This window comes from Arthrobacter sp. P1_D4 (assembly GCF_056406115.1).
Genome location: NZ_JBFUAU010000002.1, coordinates 590442 through 606821, shown reverse-complemented (window position 1 = coordinate 606821; position 16380 = coordinate 590442). Strand labels below are relative to the sequence as shown.

The 16380-nt window shown below is 68.5% G+C and carries 14 protein-coding genes; 9 read left to right on the top strand and 5 right to left on the bottom strand.

Annotation, left to right across the window (positions count from 1 at the left end):
- Positions 1 to 312: 312 nt before the first annotated feature.
- The 3 genes from AC1D0A_RS03845 to holA are packed head-to-tail and all read left to right on the top strand — an operon-like array spanning position 313 to position 3999.
- Positions 313 to 984 (top strand): ComEA family DNA-binding protein, encoded by a 672-nt coding sequence (locus tag AC1D0A_RS03845; RefSeq protein ID WP_476943608.1) that lies wholly within the window; start codon positions 313 to 315, stop codon positions 982 to 984.
- A gap of 1 nt (position 985) precedes the next feature.
- The gene (locus AC1D0A_RS03840) at positions 986 to 3049 is read left to right on the top strand and encodes a ComEC/Rec2 family competence protein (protein WP_476945219.1); all 2064 of its coding nucleotides are present in this window, start codon (positions 986 to 988) and stop codon (positions 3047 to 3049) included.
- A complete protein-coding gene (holA, locus tag AC1D0A_RS03835) occupies positions 2983 to 3999 on the top strand; it encodes a DNA polymerase III subunit delta (protein WP_476943606.1) in 1017 nt (338 codons plus the stop codon). The genes AC1D0A_RS03840 and holA overlap by 67 nt, the downstream gene beginning before the upstream one ends.
- Before the next feature lie 229 nt (positions 4000 to 4228).
- On the opposite strand, the gene rpsT is transcribed toward holA, so the two are convergent.
- Entirely contained in the window at positions 4229 to 4489 is a 261-nt protein-coding gene (rpsT, locus tag AC1D0A_RS03830) for a 30S ribosomal protein S20 (protein ID WP_018773112.1), read from the bottom strand.
- 203 nt (positions 4490 to 4692) lie between these two features.
- Positions 4693 to 5298 carry a type II toxin-antitoxin system PemK/MazF family toxin gene (locus AC1D0A_RS03825; RefSeq protein WP_476943605.1) on the bottom strand — a complete coding sequence of 202 codons (606 nt, stop codon included), beginning with the start codon at positions 5296 to 5298 and terminating at the stop codon, positions 4693 to 4695.
- A 359-nt stretch (positions 5299 to 5657) separates the two neighbouring features.
- Between AC1D0A_RS03825 and lepA the strand changes: the two genes are divergently transcribed.
- Positions 5658 to 7511 carry a translation elongation factor 4 gene (lepA, locus tag AC1D0A_RS03820; RefSeq protein ID WP_026266375.1) on the top strand — a complete coding sequence of 618 codons (1854 nt, stop codon included), beginning with the start codon at positions 5658 to 5660 and terminating at the stop codon, positions 7509 to 7511.
- 45 nt (positions 7512 to 7556) lie between these two features.
- Positions 7557 to 8795: a radical SAM family heme chaperone HemW gene (gene hemW / locus AC1D0A_RS03815; RefSeq protein WP_476943604.1), complete on the top strand. Its 1239-nt coding sequence runs from the start codon at positions 7557 to 7559 to the stop codon at positions 8793 to 8795.
- Between the two features lie 131 nt (positions 8796 to 8926).
- Here the strand turns inward: hemW and AC1D0A_RS03810 are convergent, their stop codons facing one another.
- Positions 8927 to 9346 (bottom strand): DUF4870 domain-containing protein, encoded by a 420-nt coding sequence (locus AC1D0A_RS03810; RefSeq protein ID WP_026537291.1) that lies wholly within the window; start codon positions 9344 to 9346, stop codon positions 8927 to 8929.
- Between the two features lie 143 nt (positions 9347 to 9489).
- Complete coding sequence (locus tag AC1D0A_RS03805; protein WP_028276698.1) at positions 9490 to 10341, bottom strand: DUF3097 domain-containing protein; 852 nt, start codon at positions 10339 to 10341, stop codon at positions 9490 to 9492.
- A gap of 317 nt (positions 10342 to 10658) precedes the next feature.
- Between AC1D0A_RS03805 and hrcA the strand changes: the two genes are divergently transcribed.
- The 3 genes from hrcA to AC1D0A_RS03790 all read left to right on the top strand — a co-directional run bounded on the left by hrcA (position 10659) and on the right by AC1D0A_RS03790 (position 13672).
- The gene (gene hrcA, locus AC1D0A_RS03800) at positions 10659 to 11672 is read left to right on the top strand and encodes a heat-inducible transcriptional repressor HrcA (RefSeq protein ID WP_476943603.1); all 1014 of its coding nucleotides are present in this window, start codon (positions 10659 to 10661) and stop codon (positions 11670 to 11672) included.
- A gap of 78 nt (positions 11673 to 11750) precedes the next feature.
- Complete coding sequence (dnaJ, locus tag AC1D0A_RS03795) at positions 11751 to 12881, top strand: molecular chaperone DnaJ (protein WP_243177400.1); 1131 nt, start codon at positions 11751 to 11753, stop codon at positions 12879 to 12881.
- A 2-nt stretch (positions 12882 to 12883) separates the two neighbouring features.
- Complete coding sequence (locus AC1D0A_RS03790; protein ID WP_476943602.1) at positions 12884 to 13672, top strand: 16S rRNA (uracil(1498)-N(3))-methyltransferase; 789 nt, start codon at positions 12884 to 12886, stop codon at positions 13670 to 13672.
- Between the two features lie 50 nt (positions 13673 to 13722).
- On the opposite strand, the gene AC1D0A_RS03785 is transcribed toward AC1D0A_RS03790, so the two are convergent.
- Positions 13723 to 14604, bottom strand: a complete 882-nt coding sequence (locus tag AC1D0A_RS03785) for a GerMN domain-containing protein (RefSeq protein WP_243177402.1) — start codon at positions 14602 to 14604, stop codon at positions 13723 to 13725.
- A 626-nt stretch (positions 14605 to 15230) separates the two neighbouring features.
- Here AC1D0A_RS03785 and AC1D0A_RS03780 point away from each other — a divergent pair.
- Positions 15231 to 16304, top strand: coding sequence for a DNA polymerase IV (locus AC1D0A_RS03780; RefSeq protein WP_439954073.1), 1074 nt, complete (start codon positions 15231 to 15233; stop codon positions 16302 to 16304).
- Positions 16305 to 16380: the final 76 nt, after the last annotated feature.

Genomic DNA, 16380 nt, shown 5'->3' with positions numbered 1-16380 from the left:
TCCATGCCGCGCCGCAACCCGGGAACTGAATCCGCCACAGGCGTCAGGGTTGCCCGTGAACGCCTGGCAGCGACGCGCTGGGCTGCCCGGGGTGCGGAAGATGCCGCGGATCCGGGCGAATCCCCGGATCCGGGCCGGGGACCAGGCGACTCAACGGGGCTGCTGGAGTTGCAGGTTCCGGCGCCAGGCAGCCCTGTCCCGGTCCGGGCAGCTGATGCGGTACCCGCTGCTGGACGGCGCGTAGGTGGCGGCACTTCACACCATGCTGATGAAAGCCGCGGGTACCGCCGGGCAGGGAGACAGGCGCTGGCTTTGCGATTTCGGGCCAGGACAGGGGTTAAGGCTGCTGCCCTGCTGGGCGTCCTTGCCGTGGTCCTGGGCGGCTGCTTCTGGTGGCAGGCCGGGACCGGCGGCGCGCAGGTGGTGGCTCTGAGCGACTCCGCCCCCGCCGCCGAGGAAGCACCCGATCCGGCGGATGGCGGGTCAACCGCCCCGCCGGGAGATGATGCCACCGCGGAGCCGGAAAGCATCGAGGTCCACGTTGCCGGTGCCGTGGCCACCCCGGGGGTGGTTCAACTGCCGGCGGGAAGCCGGCTGCATGAGGCAATTGCAGCGGCGGGCGGACCCACGGTTCTCGGGGATCCGGACCGGCTCAACCTGGCCGCCGTGCTGGAGGATGGGCAGAAGGTCCTGGTGCCCATTCGCGGCGAACCCGGTCAGGCCGATGCGCCCACGGACGGCTCACCTGCGCCCGGTTCCGGTACGGGCGGCACGGGGCCAGTCGGCGGGAGCGGGAAGGTCAACCTCAACACCGCCGGCCTCGAGGAACTCGGGACCCTCCCGCGCGTCGGGCCGGTGCTGGCGCAGCGGATCGTGGATTGGCGCCAGCAGCACGGGCGGTTCAAGTCAGTGCAGGAGCTCGACGCCGTCGACGGGATCGGTCCGAAGTTGCTTGAGGCCCTGCTCCCGTTGGTGGGTATCTGACGTGGCAAATCCTGAGATCGAAAAGCCCTGCACTGCACAGCCCGGCGCTGCACAGCCTGGCACTGCACGGCGTGGCGTGGGCCGGACCGGCCCGCTGGGTTCTGTGGCGGTCCCGCAGAGCCGCTGGCAGCGCTACGTCGATGCGGCCGTCGATTCTCCGCCGCGTGCCGAGCACGGGGACCCGGTGGCCTCCGGCCGGATCCGCGGATCCGGCAAACCCGCGCGCGACACCGCCGCGCGTCAGCGCCCGATCGAGCGGACACGGCGGACGGACCTTCGCCTGGTGCTCCCGGCACTCCTTGTCTGGGGGACCGTCGTTGCCGGAAACTGGCTGTCCCCTGCAGGGCTGGCCGGTCTCTGCACGGCGCTGGCGGCGGCCGGAGGCATGCTCGTCGTGGCCGGTCGCGTCATCCTCGGCCGTTCTGGGCTCCGCCCGTCGAGGGAGCGGGGCGCCAGGAGTGGGCGGTGTGGCGCCGGGCGCGGCCGCAGTGCCGGGCAGACGGTTCCGCGCAGCATTCGCGCCACGGTGGCCGTGGCGCTGTTGCTGTCCCTCGCGGCAGGCTCGCACGCCGCCGTCGAGGCCTCCCGGCGGCACGACGGCGCCATCGCTGAAGCTGTGGCCGCCCGCGCGGCCGTCGTCGCGGAACTGGAGATTGCAGGCGCCCCGCGGCGGCTCAGGATTCCCGGTGCCGGTGGCCTGCCGGACCGCTGGGCAGTTCCCGTGATCCTGACGGCGATGACCTTCGGCGGCCACAGGGTCGCCGGGGACGCGCGGTTCGTCGTCATGGGCGGGGCCACGTGGGGAGACGCCGTTCCGGGCCAGCTCCTGCGCGCCACGGGCAAACTCCGTCCCTCCGCGCCAGGGGAGCCGGAGGCAGGACTCCTGTCAGCGACGTCGGCCCCAACCCTGTTGCGGGGACCAGGGCCCTGGCAGCAGGGCCCCGGGGAGCTTCGCCTCGCCTTCACCGCCGCGGCGGCACGGTTCGGGGGCGACGCCGGCGGCCTGCTGCCCGGCATGGTCACCGGCGACACCAGCGCCCTGGACCCCGAGCTGGAAGCCGCCATGAAGACCGTCGGGATGACGCACCTGACCGCCGTCAGCGGGGCCAACTGCAGCCTGATCCTCGGGACGCTGCTGCTCGCCGCCCGCACGCTCCGCCTTCCGCGCGCGGCAGCCGCCGCGGCCAGTCTCGCGGGGCTGGCGCTGTTCGTCCTCATGGTGGGACCGGATCCGAGTGTGCTGCGGGCCGCCCTCATGGGCAGCATCGGCCTCGCTTCCGTAGCTCTTGGCCGGGCGGGGCGCGGACTCAGCCTGCTCTGTGTTGCCGTCATCGGCCTGCTGCTGGCGCAGCCGGTCCTGGCTGCCAGCTTCGGATTCCTGCTCTCGGTCCTGGCCACGCTGGGAATCGTGGTCGCCGGACGCCGCATCATGGACTGGCTGCCACCTTCGGTGCCGCGCTGGGCGGCAGCCGGCGTCGCCGTACCCCTGTCCGCCCAGCTCTTTTGCGCCCCGGCGATCGTGTTGTTGCAGCCGCAGTTCGGCGCCTACACGCTGCCCGCGAATGTGGCCGCTGCAGCGCTCGTGGCGCCAGTTACGCTCCTCGGCACGGCCGCCGTGGTGCTCCTGCCCGCTCTCCCGGCCGCCGCGGGCCTCCTCATGGCCGCAGCTGCTGTCTTCGCAGGCGCGGTGGCGGGGGTCGCCCGGCTGTTCGCGGCACTCCCGGGCGCCGCCTTGCCATGGCCGGAAGGAGTCTTCGGTGCAGCCACCATGGGAATCTTTTCCGCGGCTGTGCTGGCGGCGGCGTGGCTCGGCCTGCACTCTGCCGCGGTCGCCCGTGGCGTCCTCGCGGCACACTCGCGGGTAGTCGCCGTCCTCGATGGACGGTCGCACGCGGCGACACGGTCAGGCGCCCGGCGGCCCGTCGGCCGCGGCTTGGAGCACCGGTCCGGGCGTGGGACGCTTAGAGTCCGCAAACCAACTTCCGGGAGGAATCACGAGTGGCTGCTGCCCAGACCCAACGGCCCAGGACCTCGGCGTCGAACACCGCCACCTGGCGTGACGTGACACCTGCTGCCGTCGTCCTGGTGGGCGGTCCGGAAGACTACATAGGTGCCCGGGCCATGGACCGTATCCGCGCGCAGGTCCGCGCGGTGGCGCCCGACGTCGAAATTACGCGGCTCAATGCCGGCAGCTACACGGCCGGGTCCCTGGCCATGAACGTCAGCCCTTCGCTGTTCGGCGAACAAAAGCTCATCGAGGTTGACGGGCTCGAGGCGATGAACGATGCCTTCCTCGCCGATGCCCTGAAGTATGTGGTCCAGCCGGAACCGGAGGCCTTCCTGGTGCTCCGCCACGGCGGGGGAGTCCGCGGCAAGAAGCTGCTGGACGCCATCAAGGCCGCGGGCTGGCCCGTTGTTGACTGCCAGCCGCTCAAGAAAGACGCCGAGAAGATCGCCTTCGTCACGGCCGAGTTCCGGGCGGCCTCCCGTCGTATCGACCCCGACGCCGTGCACGCCCTCGTTAATGCCGTTGGCGCGCAGCTCGCGGAACTCGCCGCCGCCTGCAGCCAGCTGATCGCTGACGCCACCACCGGCGTGGACGCGGCCATGGTGGACAAGTACTACGGCGGCCGGGTCGAGGCAACAGGTTTCAAGGTCGCCGACGCCGCGATGGCCGGCAACGGCCCGCTGGCCCTCTCCACACTTCGCCACGCCCTGGCCACCGGCGCGGACCCGGTGCCGATCGTGGCTGCCCTGGCGTCGAAGTTGCGCTCCCTGGCCAAGGTGGCCGGCGCGCAGGGGTCGTCCGCGCAGATCGCCAAGCAACTAGGTATGCAGCCTTGGCTCGTCGAACAGGCCCAGCGGGAAGTCCGGCGCTGGACGCCCGAGGGGCTGGTCCGCTCCATCCAGGTCACCGCCGAGGCCGACGCCCAGGTCAAGGGCCTCTCCCGGGATCCTGTCTATGCCGTGGAACATGCGGTAACGGTGATTGCCACCTCGGCCAGGAGTTCCTGACACCCGCGTTCGAACCCAGGGGCCCGGCGTGTCGGCCCTGCGGGTCCGGCCGGACCAGGTGCGGCGTGTCGGCCCTGCTGGCGCGGACCCGGCTGCGGGCAGCCTGCGGCGTACCGGAGTCGTACCAGAACGGGTCCGGAGTCGGCCCATTGCGGAACCGGTTTAACTGGATGTGGCCGGCACCCATGGGGTGCCGGCCACAATCATCAGTTCAAGTGAACTGGAAACCTTAGAGCGCGTTGACCTTCTTGGAGATGGCCGACTTGCGGTTTGCAGCGTTGTTCTTGTGGAGAACGCCCTTGCTGACGGCCTTGTCCAGCTTGCGGCTGGCAGAAAGCAGTGCAACAGCCGCAGCATCCTTGTCGGTGGACTCAACGGCGGTGTTGACGGCGCGGATGGCCGTCTTCAGCTCAGACTTGACTGCGTTGTTGCGCAGGCGAGCCTTTTCGTTGGTCAGGATGCGCTTCTTCTGGGACTTGATATTAGCCACGTGTGAACTCTCTTTTTCAATGCGGAAAATGGTCTAGAGGGCTTTCAGATTGGCCATTGACTGAGCGGCGTGGGGATACCTATGGCGACCAACCATCTGTGGCCGTCGACCTGCACGGACACACAGCTGTAAATAATAGCAGAGATCAACGTGCAGGCACGAGTGCGGGTGGCAATCCGCCGCCGCGCACGGTGTCCGCCGGGTCAGCTCCAGCCGTGCCGCTGCCGCAGCGCGGCCGCGATGAGGTTAAAGCGGCCTGCGTCCAGGATCGCTCCTTCGCGCCGGATGTCCTTCGCGTTGATCTGCAGAACCCGGTCCAGCTTCGCTTCGCTGGGCCGCCACTGACGGTCCCAGGGTCCCGTGCCGATGTCCACGTAGTCATCCGACCGGCGGGAGTCGCCGTCGTGGTCCTTGCTCGTCAGCATCAGGCCCAACAAATACCTGCCGCTGGCGCCCACCAACAGCACCGGACGGTCCTTGCCCTGGGAGTAGTCCTCTTCGTAGGGCACCCAGGTCCAGACGATTTCGCCGGGCTCGGGCAGGCCGTTGGGTGCGGGGGCATAGCGGACGGCGGCCCGCCCCCGGAAGTCGCCGGGATATGTCCCGGTCAGTCCGGCGGCCGGGGTGCCGCCTGTGGAGCGGGCCGGGGTACCGGGACGCGCCTGGCCCGGCCGCCGCTTCGCCGCAGGCTTTCGGGCAGGTTTTGCCGCCGGCTCACGGGTGGTTCCCGGTGCAGAGCCGCCAAGTTTATCCAGGAAGCGCAGGGCATCGCGGACCGCAACGCTGATCGATCGTAAGTTCCAAGCCATGGGGAAACCATACCGGCAACCCCCGCGGGGAAAGGGGCAGGGAAACGGGGGGAGACGTGGGGCAGAGGGTGGCCGACAGTCGGCCGGCGGCGAGGCGGGGGCGGTCCCAGGAACGGCGCAGCACGCAGCCAGATCCGGGGGGCCAACCGCAGCCGAATCGAGGCCAGATCGGCGGGCGGAATCCCGCCGAGAGTCCACCGGACCCAGGGCAGCGCGCAACGCAACGCAGGGATGCACTGCCACTGGCCCGGACGTGGGAGACTATAGGGACAGAAATGCGCCACGTCGCAGGATGGCATACGAGCATCCGCACCGAGCCGTGGAAAAGCCAACAGTAATGCCAACAGTAAGGACCCTGCGTGTCTCCCATGGCCCGCACCGCCCCGGTGCCCGCCGCAACAGATCCGGCCATCATCCGGAACTTCTGCATCATTGCGCACATTGACCACGGCAAATCCACACTGGCCGACCGGATGCTCCAGTTCACCGGTGTTGTCCAGTCCCGTGACATGAAGGCCCAGTACCTGGACCGCATGGACATTGAGCGCGAACGCGGCATCACCATCAAATCCCAGGCCGTCCGCATGCCCTGGGAACTCGACGGCACCAGCTACGCGCTGAACATGATCGACACCCCCGGGCACGTCGACTTCACGTACGAGGTCTCCCGCTCGCTCGCGGCCTGCGAAGGCGCGATCCTGCTGGTGGACGCGGCCCAGGGCATCGAGGCCCAGACCCTCGCCAACCTCTACCTGGCGATGGAAAACAACCTCACCATCATCCCGGTCCTGAACAAGATCGACCTCCCGGCAGCCCAGCCCGAGAAATACGCGGCGGAACTCGCCAACCTGATCGGCGGCGACCCCGACGACGTGCTCCGCGTCTCCGGCAAGACCGGCATGGGCGTCGAGGTCCTGCTGGACAAGATCGTCCGCGACCTGCCGGCACCGGTGGGCGACCCGAACGCCCCCGCCCGGGCCATGATCTTCGACTCGGTCTACGACACCTACCGCGGTGTGGTCACCTACGTCCGCGTCGTCGACGGCATGCTGCACCCGCGTGAACGCATCCAGATGATGTCCACCCGTGCCACGCACGAGCTCCTTGAGATTGGTGTGAGCTCCCCGGAACCCACCCCCTCCAAGGGCCTTGGCGTCGGCGAGGTCGGCTACCTCATCACCGGTGTGAAGGACGTCCGCCTGTCCAAGGTGGGCGACACCGTCACCAACCTGGCCAAGCCCGCCACGGAGTCCCTCCCCGGCTACGCGGACGCCAAGCCGATGGTCTTCTCCGGCCTGTATCCGCTCGACGGCACGGACTATCCGGTGCTCCGCGATGCGCTGGAGAAGCTGATGCTCAACGACGCCGCACTGGTGTACGAGCCCGAAACGTCCGCCGCGCTGGGCTTCGGCTTCCGCGTGGGATTCCTGGGCCTGCTGCACCTGGAAATCACCCGCGAGCGGCTCGAACGCGAATACAACCTGGACCTCATTTCCACCGCGCCCAACGTGGAATACGAGGTCACGCTGGAGGACAAGAAGGTCGTCCACGTCACCAACCCCAGCGAATACCCCACCGGCAAGATCGCTGAGGTCCGTGAGCCGATGGTGTCCGCCACCATCCTTGCGCCGAACGAGTTTGTCGGCGCCATCATGGAGCTGTGCCAGAGCCGCCGCGGCGTCATGGGCGGCATGGACTACCTCTCCGAGGACCGGGTGGAAATCCGCTACCGCCTGCCGCTGGCCGAAATCGTCTTCGATTTCTTCGACATCCTCAAATCCAAGACCCGCGGCTACGGGTCACTGGACTGGAAGGCCGACGGCGAGCAGGTGGCCGACCTGGTCAAGGTGGACATCATGCTCCAGGGCGAACAGGTTGATGCGTTCTCCGCCATCACCCACCGCGACAAGGCCTACGCCTACGGCGTGATGATGACCGGCAAGCTGCGTGAACTCATCCCGCGCCAGCAGTTTGAGGTGCCCATCCAGGCCGCCATCGGCTCCAGGATCATCGCCCGCGAAAGCATCCGCGCCATCCGCAAGGACGTCCTTGCCAAGTGCTACGGCGGTGACATCACCCGAAAGCGCAAGCTGCTGGAAAAGCAGAAGGAAGGCAAGAAGCGCATGAAGATGGTGGGCCGCGTCGAGGTGCCGCAGGAGGCTTTCATCGCCGCGCTGACAACGGACGAGTCCAAGGACAAGGCCAAGAAGTAACGGTGCAGGTAATGACTGTTGGTGCAGTATCGGCAGGCCGGGCCCGTGCCTAGCGTTCTTCCCCTCGGCGATCCGGCGCCGGCAGACGGGCTGCTGCCCGCACAGGCGGGCGAGGGCGCCGATCAGCGCGCTTTTGGGCTGTACGTGCACATCCCGTTCTGCGCGGTCCGCTGCGGGTACTGCGATTTCAACACCTACACCGCCACCGAGCTGGGCGGCGGGGCCTCCCAGGACGCCTACGCCGCCACAGCGATCGCGGAAGTGGAGTTCGCCGCCGCGGCCCTGAAGGGCAGCGGCCTGCCCGGCCGTCCCCTCAGCACGGTCTTCTTCGGCGGCGGCACGCCCACGCTGCTGCCGGCGGAGGACCTGGCGCGCATCCTCACCGCCGCGATCGACGCCTGGGGACTGCAGCCCGGCGCCGAGGTGACCACCGAGGCGAACCCCGATTCCGTCACGCCCGCATCCCTGCAGTTGCTGGCCGACGCCGGGTTCACCCGCGTTTCGTTCGGCATGCAGTCGGCCGTGCCGCACGTCCTGAAGGTCCTGGACCGCACCCACACGCCCAGCCGGGTGCCCGAGGTGGTGCAGTGGGCGCGTAATGCCGGGCTCTCGGTCAGCCTCGACCTCATATACGGGACGCCGGGGGAGTCGCTGGAGGACTGGCGCTACTCGCTCGAGACCGCACTGTCCTACGCCCCCGACCACATCAGCGCCTATGCCCTGATCGTTGAAGACGGCACCAAGCTTGCCGCGCAGATCCGCCGTGGCGAAGTGCCGGAAATCGACGACGACGACCACGCCGCCAAGTACGAACTCGCCGACGAACTGATGTCCGCCTCCGGGCTCAACTGGTACGAGGTCAGCAACTGGTCCCGCACCCCCGAACAGGCCTGCCGGCACAACCTCGCCTACTGGCGCGGGGACGACTGGTGGGGCATCGGGCCGGGGGCACACTCGCATGTGGGCGGCGTCCGCTGGTGGAACGTCAAGCACCCCACCGCCTACGCCAACCGCCTCGGCGCCGGCGCTTCACCCGCCGCCGGACGCGAAACGCTGGACTCCGAGACCCGCAACGTGGAACGGGTCATGCTCGAGGCCCGGCTCAATTCCGGACTCGACATCCCAAGCCTCGGCGGCCTGGGGGACACCGGCAGGCACGCTGTCGCAGGGCTGATCGCGGACGGCCTCGTGGACCCCGCAGCGGCTTTCAAAGGCCGCCTCATTCTCACGCTTAAGGGCCGGCTGCTGGCCGACGCCGTCGTCCGCAGGATCCTGCCGGACTAGTCTGCCCGGCAAAGCCTCCACTAGTTGGCTGCCGCATCAGCGGCCACAACACACCCTGCCGCACAAAAGAGAGCCGGCCGCTGCCCCTGACGGGCGGCGGCCGGCTCTCTTGCTTGGTCCGGGCAGGCCGGCTATTTGATCCAGCGCAGGTTGAACTCGTAGCGGTGCGGCTGGCCGCGGTTGACGTGGATGCCGGCCGCCACCGAGAAGCAGGTCACGGCGATCCAGATCACCGTGGCGAGCACGGCGAAGAGGTTGCCCACCACCGGGATGAAGACCAGCAGATTGGCCAGCACCGCGGCGAGGGTCGGCGGCAGCGTGAAATTGAGGGCTTCCTTGGATTCCTGTGCGGTGAACGGGCCGCGGTCCTTGAAGATGAGGTAGATCAGCAGCGACGGCACGCAGCCCAGGATGCCGCCGAAGTGCGCGAGCGTGGCCCACTGGCGGTCCTCGCTGGCCGTCAGCGGCAGCGCGTTTGCCGGAACGCCATGGTACGGGGGCTGGCCATGGCCAGCCTGATTGCCCGTGTGTTCGCGTGCGTTATCTGCCACGGTGTAGCCCTTCGGATTGCGGTGATGCGTTGCTGCCTGGGTTGTGCCTGAAATAGCCGGGACCGCACTAGAAGCGCGGCCGCCGTTTCAAGAATACTTGCTCGGGCCCGGAAATGGAGATCAGGGGCGGCCGCCGCGGCGGACTAGGGCACGGTGAGGAAGTCAATGACCTCTTCCACGCGGCCAAGCAGCGACGCCTCCAGATCAGCGTAGCTGCGGACAGCCCCCAGGAGTTTCTGCCAGCCGAGGCCGATGTCCTCCTTTGTGGAGTGGGGCCAGCCGAAAGCCATCAGGATCCCGGTCTTCCAGTCCGTGCCGCGGGGGATCACGGGCCACTGCTCGATCCCGAGGACCGCGGGCCGGATGGCCTGCCACACGTCCACGTAGGGGTGCCCCACAATCAGGACGTTGCCGGCGGCGCCCGGTGAGGCCATGACGGCGTCGGCGATCCGCGACTCCTTGGAGTCGGCCACGAGGTGGTCTACGAGTACGCCGAGGCGCCGGCCAGGGCCCGGGCCGAAGTCCGCCACGGCGGCCGCGAGGTCGTCAATGCCGTGCAGGGGCTCGACGACGATGCCCTCCACCCGGAGGTCATCGCCCCACACTTTCTCCACCAGCTCGGCGTCGTGCTTTCCTTCCACCCAGATGCGGCTGGCCTTGGCCACCTGTGCGCGCTGCCCCGCCACCCGCACCGAGCCCGACGCCGTACGGCCGGCCCCGGCGGCCGGTGCCGTCTTCTTCGGGGCCGGCGGCATCAGGCGGATGGGCTGGCCGTCCAAGAGGAAGCCGAAGCCGAGGCGGAAGGACCGCGACTTGCCCCGCCGGTCCTCCAAGGCCACCACGTGCATGCCGCCGGACTTCTCCACCCGGGTGACGGCGCCCACCCAACCGGACTGGACCTCCTCGAGGACCATCCCGCGTTCCACCGGGACTTCCGGCAACTGGGTCTTGGCGGGGGCGGACAGGTCCTGGGGTCCCCAGTTCTGGTACGACATCTCTACACGCTAACTTTGCACTCGGAATGTACGGGCGGTCGGTGGAACTCTCCGGGGGCGGAACCGGACCGCGACGACGCGGCAACGGCAGCGGCTGCCACGGTCTCGGCGCCGGCGTGACGGGAATCGCGTTCCCGCGGGCCACGCCTGGAGCGAATCCAATGCTAACAACGCGGCGACTCATATTAGACTGGTTAGCACTTAGGCATGTCGAGTGCTAACCCTTGTCCTGTGGCGGGCCGTCCGTGCACCATTTGTGGACCCGGACGGGCGAGGGGAGTGGCACCGGCTGCGGGACAGTCGACAGGAGGTGGAGCGTGAGCGAACCGCGCAAACTCGAAGTGCTGCGCGCCATCGTGGAGGACTACGTCCATTCGCGTGAGCCCGTTGGTTCCAAAGCGCTCGTTGAACGGCACCATCTCGGCGTCTCGAGCGCCACGATCCGAAATGACATGGCGGCGCTGGAAGACGAGGGTCTGATCACGGCACCGCACACGAGCGCCGGCCGGATCCCCACTGACAAGGGCTACCGGCTGTTCGTCGACCAGATCTCGGCGGTGAAGCCGTTGTCGCCGGCCGAGCGCCGGGCCATCCAGGCGCTGCTGGAAGGATCCGAGGACCTCGACGACATCCTTGACCGGACCGTGAGGCTCCTCTCGCACCTGACCAACCAGGTCGCCGTCGTGCAGTATCCGCTGCGCAGCCGCGCCCGGGTGCGGCACATCGAGTTCGTGCTGCTGGCGCCCCGGAAAGTGCTGGCGGTCCTGATCGCGGACACGGGCAAAGTGGAGCAGCGCGTGATCGACGTCGGGCAGGACATTCCCGACGACGCGCTGGCGGAATTGCGGACCAGCTTTCTGGCCAGCCTGTCCGGTACACCGCTGAGCCTGATGCCGCAGCTGCTGCCCGCCGTCGTTGCCGGCGGCCCGCCCGCGCGGCGCGGAGCAGCCCAGGCGCTGGCCCGCGGCCTTGAGGCCCTGGCCACGAGCAGCCGTGAAGAGCGCATGGTCATGGCCGGCACCGCCAACCTGGCCCGCTCCAATGTGGACTTCCCGCTCAGCATCGGCCCCGTGCTGGAGGCCCTCGAGGAACAGGTGGTCATGCTCCGCCTGCTCAGCGAAATGGCCGAAGACCCGCGCGGTGTGACCGTCAGCATCGGCCGGGAAAACCCCTACGACGGTCTCGCCGAGGCCTCGGTCGTGGCCACCGCCTACGGGCCGGACGCCACGGCCAAGGTCGGCGTGCTTGGGCCCACCCGGATGGACTATCCCACCACCATGGCCGCCGTCCGAGCGGTGGCCCGCTACCTTTCGAGGATCCTGGGCCCCTGACAGGCCCGGGACCGAATACGACTTCTTGCCCCACAGGCAGTGCCCCACAGGCAGTACAACAAGGAAGAGATACACACTTTGAGCAGCCACTACGACGTTCTTGGAGTCTCCCGCGACGCATCGGGGGAGGAGATCAAGAAGGCCTACCGGAAACTGGCCCGGACCCTGCACCCGGACGTGAACCCCGGGGAGGACGCCTCGGACAGGTTCAAGGCCGTCACGCACGCCTACGAGGTCCTCTCCGATCCGCAGAAGCGCCGGGTCTATGACACCACGGGCAACGAGAACGGTACCGACAACGGGTTCGGCGGCGGCAGCTACTCGGGCCAGGGCTTCGCCTTCCAGGACATCTTCGAGACCTTCTTCGGCGCCGGTGGCGGCCAGGGCGGCCCGTCGTCCCGGGTCCGCCGCGGCCAGGACGCGCTGATCAGCGTCCGGATCGACCTCCGCGATGCGGTGTTCGGCGTGAACAAAAAGCTCGAGGTCGACACGGCCGTCATCTGCCCCACCTGCGAGGGGTCCTGCTGCCGGGAAGGCACCCACCCGGTCCGCTGCGACATCTGTGGCGGCAGCGGTCAGGTCCAGCGCGCCGTGCGGTCCATCCTGGGCCAGGTCATGACGTCCGCCCCCTGCGGGTCTTGCGAGGGCTTCGGCACCGTCATCAAGGACCCGTGCAACGAATGCAGCGGCCAGGGCCGGATCCGCAGCCGCCGCTCCCTCACCGTCAAGGTCCCGGCCGGCGTGGCCACCGGCACCCGCATCCAGCTGTCCGGCCAGGGCGAGGCAGGCCCCGCCGGCGGCCCCGCCGGGGACCTGTACGTGGAGATCCGGGTCAACAACGACGCCACTTACGTGCGCGAGGGCGATGACCTCCACGCGAGCCTCAACATTCCCATGACGGCGGCCGCGCTCGGCACCGAAATATCCCTCGACACCTTCGACGGACAGCAGGAGATCGATGTCAAGGCCGGCACCCAGTCCGGCGAGATCATCACCCTTCGCGGTCTCGGCGTCACGCACCTGCGCGGCCACGGCCGCGGTGATCTGAAGGTGCACCTGCAGGTGGAAACACCGGTCAAGCTCGATCACGTCCAGGAAGAACTTCTCCGTCAGCTGGCCAAGCACCGCGGCGAGCACCTCACGGAAGGAAAGCTCGCGGCCAGCGGCGGCGTCTTCGCCAAACTGCGGGACCGGCTCGGTAACCTGTAGCGGTGAGCAACCCGGTCTTCTTCACCGCCCCAGGCACCCTGGACCAGCAGGTCCCCGGCTCGGCCTTCGTCCTCGGGGGCACCGAGGCCCGCCACGCCGTCACAGTCAAACGGATCGGCGTCGGCGAAGCCGTCGACATCGCGGACGGCGCCGGCAAGCGCCTGACCGGCACCGTGACAGCCGTCGCTGCCGGGGAGCTGACCGTCGAATGCGTGGGCCTGGCTGAGGAACTACGGCCCGGAACACGGCTGGTCCTGGTCCAGGCCCTTGCCAAGGGCGACCGCGATGAACTGGCGGCCGAGACCGCGACCGAGTTGGGCATCGACGCCGTCATTCCCTGGCAGGCCGAGCGGTCCATTGTGCGGTGGAAGGCGGAGCGGGCCGCGAAGGCGCATGCCAAGTGGCAGTCGGTGGTGACAGCAGCTGCCAAGCAGGCGCGCCGGGCATGGATTCCCGAGGTCCGGGCCGCCGTCGACGGCGCCGGGCTGCAGACGGCGGTAGCGGCGGCAGACCTCGCCGTTATCCTGCATGAAGACGCCGTGCGCCCGCTGCGGCAGGTACTCGAGGCCTGGCTGGAAAGTGTTGGTCCCGGCGAGGTTGTGGCAGACGCTGCCGGATCCCGTGAGGTCCTGCTGATCGTGGGTCCGGAAGGCGGCATCAGCCCGCGGGAGGTGACCCGGCTTTGCGGCGCCGGCGCAGTTACGGCCCTTTTGGGGCACCATGTGCTGCGTTCGTCCACGGCCGGGCCCGCCGCCACCGTGCTGGCCAGCGACATCCTCGGCCGCTGGTGACCTGCGGCAGCCGTCGCCGCAGGTGACGTGATGCCTTGTTGAGGTGACGGCTATTTGACCGTAAACCCGCGGGTGTCCTGGAATACTTCCTTGGCGCTGTCGGATGCGTCCACCTGGGACACCCGGACCTCGTAATTGCCCGGGCCGAGGTTCACGGACAAGGTGAACAGCCCGGGCCGGGCTGCATCGGCGGAGGCCGTCGCGCTGCCGTTAAGATACGCGGTCTTGGCGTTGTCGCCGTCGCCGTCAACCTTGAGGATCGCCCAGCGGAGCTTCCCGCCCTGGACGGTGCTGCGGCCACTGATCTTGACCGAACCGTCGGCCACGGACGTGCCCTCCTGCGGATCAATGATCCACACTGGTGCCACCATCCCGGCGCTGCGGGACGTCGGCTCGCCCAGGCGGACATGGTTGAAGGCGACGTAGTCGGTGTGACCGTCCACCAGCACAACCACCTGGACCTGCTGTCCGGCATCGATGAGGCCGGCGCTGGCCGCGGCAGCTGTCGCCGTGTAGACGAGCTGCTGGATGGCGCGCTCGGCCATGGCCGCATCCACGTTGCTGTTGAAGGCATCAGCGGAGACATCCACCGTGATGACGTTCTTGCCGGAAATCGACGTCGCCAGCTTCTTCGGATTTTGCCAGGGCGTGAAAAAATCCGGGTCCAAGGGCTTCTGCGACATCATGACCCGCAGGGCGCGGGTGACGGGATTGTCCTGATCCGGAACGTCGCGGAACTCGCGGTAGAGAAATGCGTTGTCATTGGCCCGGCCGATCCAATACACCGGAGCCTTGTTCGACGTCTGGGCAGTCTCGAGCGGTGCGCTCGTGGTGGGGGCGCCCGACGCCGGGGCGGGAATGAGCTCAGATGGGCTGCTGGAATTTGTGATGCCGCTCTGCGGCGTCGCCACACAGCCGGACAGGACGAGCACGGCAGGCAGCGCCAACGCCAGCGCGACGCGGCGGACGCGCCCCGCCGATGGCTGCTGAACTCCACGCTTCCTGATGCCGCTGTCCCTTCGTCTTACGCCCCGCGTTCCGCGGTGATGATCCGTTTGTAGCCGTAGCCGGCCGCTGACGGCCGCCCGATCGCTCACCGGCCGGAGGCCGGTCCGGCGATCCCGGGACAGCCGGATTCCAGCATGGCACACGGGCGCGGCGCGGCAGCCGGGTTTGGGCCCTGGCGCCGGAACTGCAACGGGAACGATATGAGGCCGATACAAAGTTGATACCTAATGGCGTCCGCTTGTGGTTCCTTGCACTGACGTGGTCCGGGCGAGGGGACGCAGCACCAGGCGTATCAGTCCATGGGCCTGCCCATCGCGGAGGCGGGGTCGTTTCCCCGCCGTTGCGGGGAGGTCTGCGTAGGGCGTCAGGGCCAGGAGTTCGACGCTTTCCAGATCGTCGGCCTTTGCGCCCAACGTTGTCCGCACCCGGTCTCCAAACATTTCGGTACGCAGCAGCGCCGGGCACGGGAGGGCACGTTGACGACGGCGAGTCCGGCCAGGCTTGGTGGAGAGCCGATGCCTGCAAGGGATGTTTAGGGCACACTGGTGCCGTGAGCGGAATCCCTTGGGTGCTGCACGTCGATCTCGACCAGTTCATCGCGGCGGTCGAAGTGCTCCGGCGGCCGGAGCTTGCTGGCAAGCCGATCATTGTCGGCGGTCGGGGCGACCCCACGGAACGCGCCGTGGTGTCGACGGCGTCCTACGAAGCGAGGGCGTTTGGCGTGGGTTCCGGAATGCCCTTACGCATTGCCGCCCGGAAAGTGCCCGACGCTGTGATCCTGCCCGTCGATCAGGAGGCTTACCTCGCGGCGTCTGAAACGGTCATGGCTACCCTGCGCGCGCAGCCCGGCGCCACCGTGCAGGTCCTCGGGTGGGATGAAGCTTTCGTAGGCACCGAGACAGAGAATCCGGAAGCCTACGCCCGGCAGGTGCAGGCCGCTGTCCTGGAGCGAACGCAGCTGCACTGCAGCGTGGGGATCGGCGACACCCTGGTACGAGCCAAGGTCGCCACCGGTTTCGGCAAGCCGGCCGGCGTCTTCCGTCTCACTGCCGCGAACTGGCTCGACGTCATGGGCAGTCGGCCCACCAAGGAGCTCTGGGGCGTCGGAACCAAGGTGTCGGGCAGGTTGGCCAAACTCGGCATCAACACAGTGGCCGAGTTAGCCGCGTCCGACCCCCAGGACCTGGTCCCGGAGTTCGGCCCCAGGATGGGACCTTGGTACGCGGAGCTCGGACGCGGGGACGGCGCCAGCGTTGTGGACGACACCCCGTGGGTTGCCCGCGGGCATAGCCGGGAGACCACCTTCCAGCGCGACCTGACCGAGCCCGCCCAGGTCGACGACGCCGTGAGGGAGTTGACAGCGCGCGTCCTGGAGGACGTTGTGGCCGAAGGTCGCCCCGTGATTGGGCTGACGCTCAAGGTCCGGTACGCGCCGTTCGTCACCAAGACCCACGCGAGGAAGCTTCCCGAGACATTCGACCGGGACGAAATCCTCGCGCAGGCGTTGGACCTCGCAGCCGGAATCGAAGCAGACCGTCCGATCCGGCTCCTAGGCCTGCGGGCCGAAATGGCAATGCCCGACGATGCCCGAAAGGGACATACGCCGACGCGCGGCGGCTGGTGACGGCGTCGCCTCCCTACCGGGCGTGGCCTTCTGCGGGCCGGCCCTAGTGGGAGGAACTACCTGAAATACGGATGGT

What these genes read in the sequence shown, in the direction of transcription:
- AC1D0A_RS03805 (WP_028276698.1), bottom strand. Translation starts at nt 10,341, where the DNA reads ATGTCGTACCAGAACTGGGGACCCCAGGACCTGTCCGCCCCCGCCAAG.
- AC1D0A_RS03825 (WP_476943605.1), bottom strand. Translation starts at nt 5,298, where the DNA reads ATGGCTTGGAACTTACGATCGATCAGCGTTGCGGTCCGCGATGCCCTG.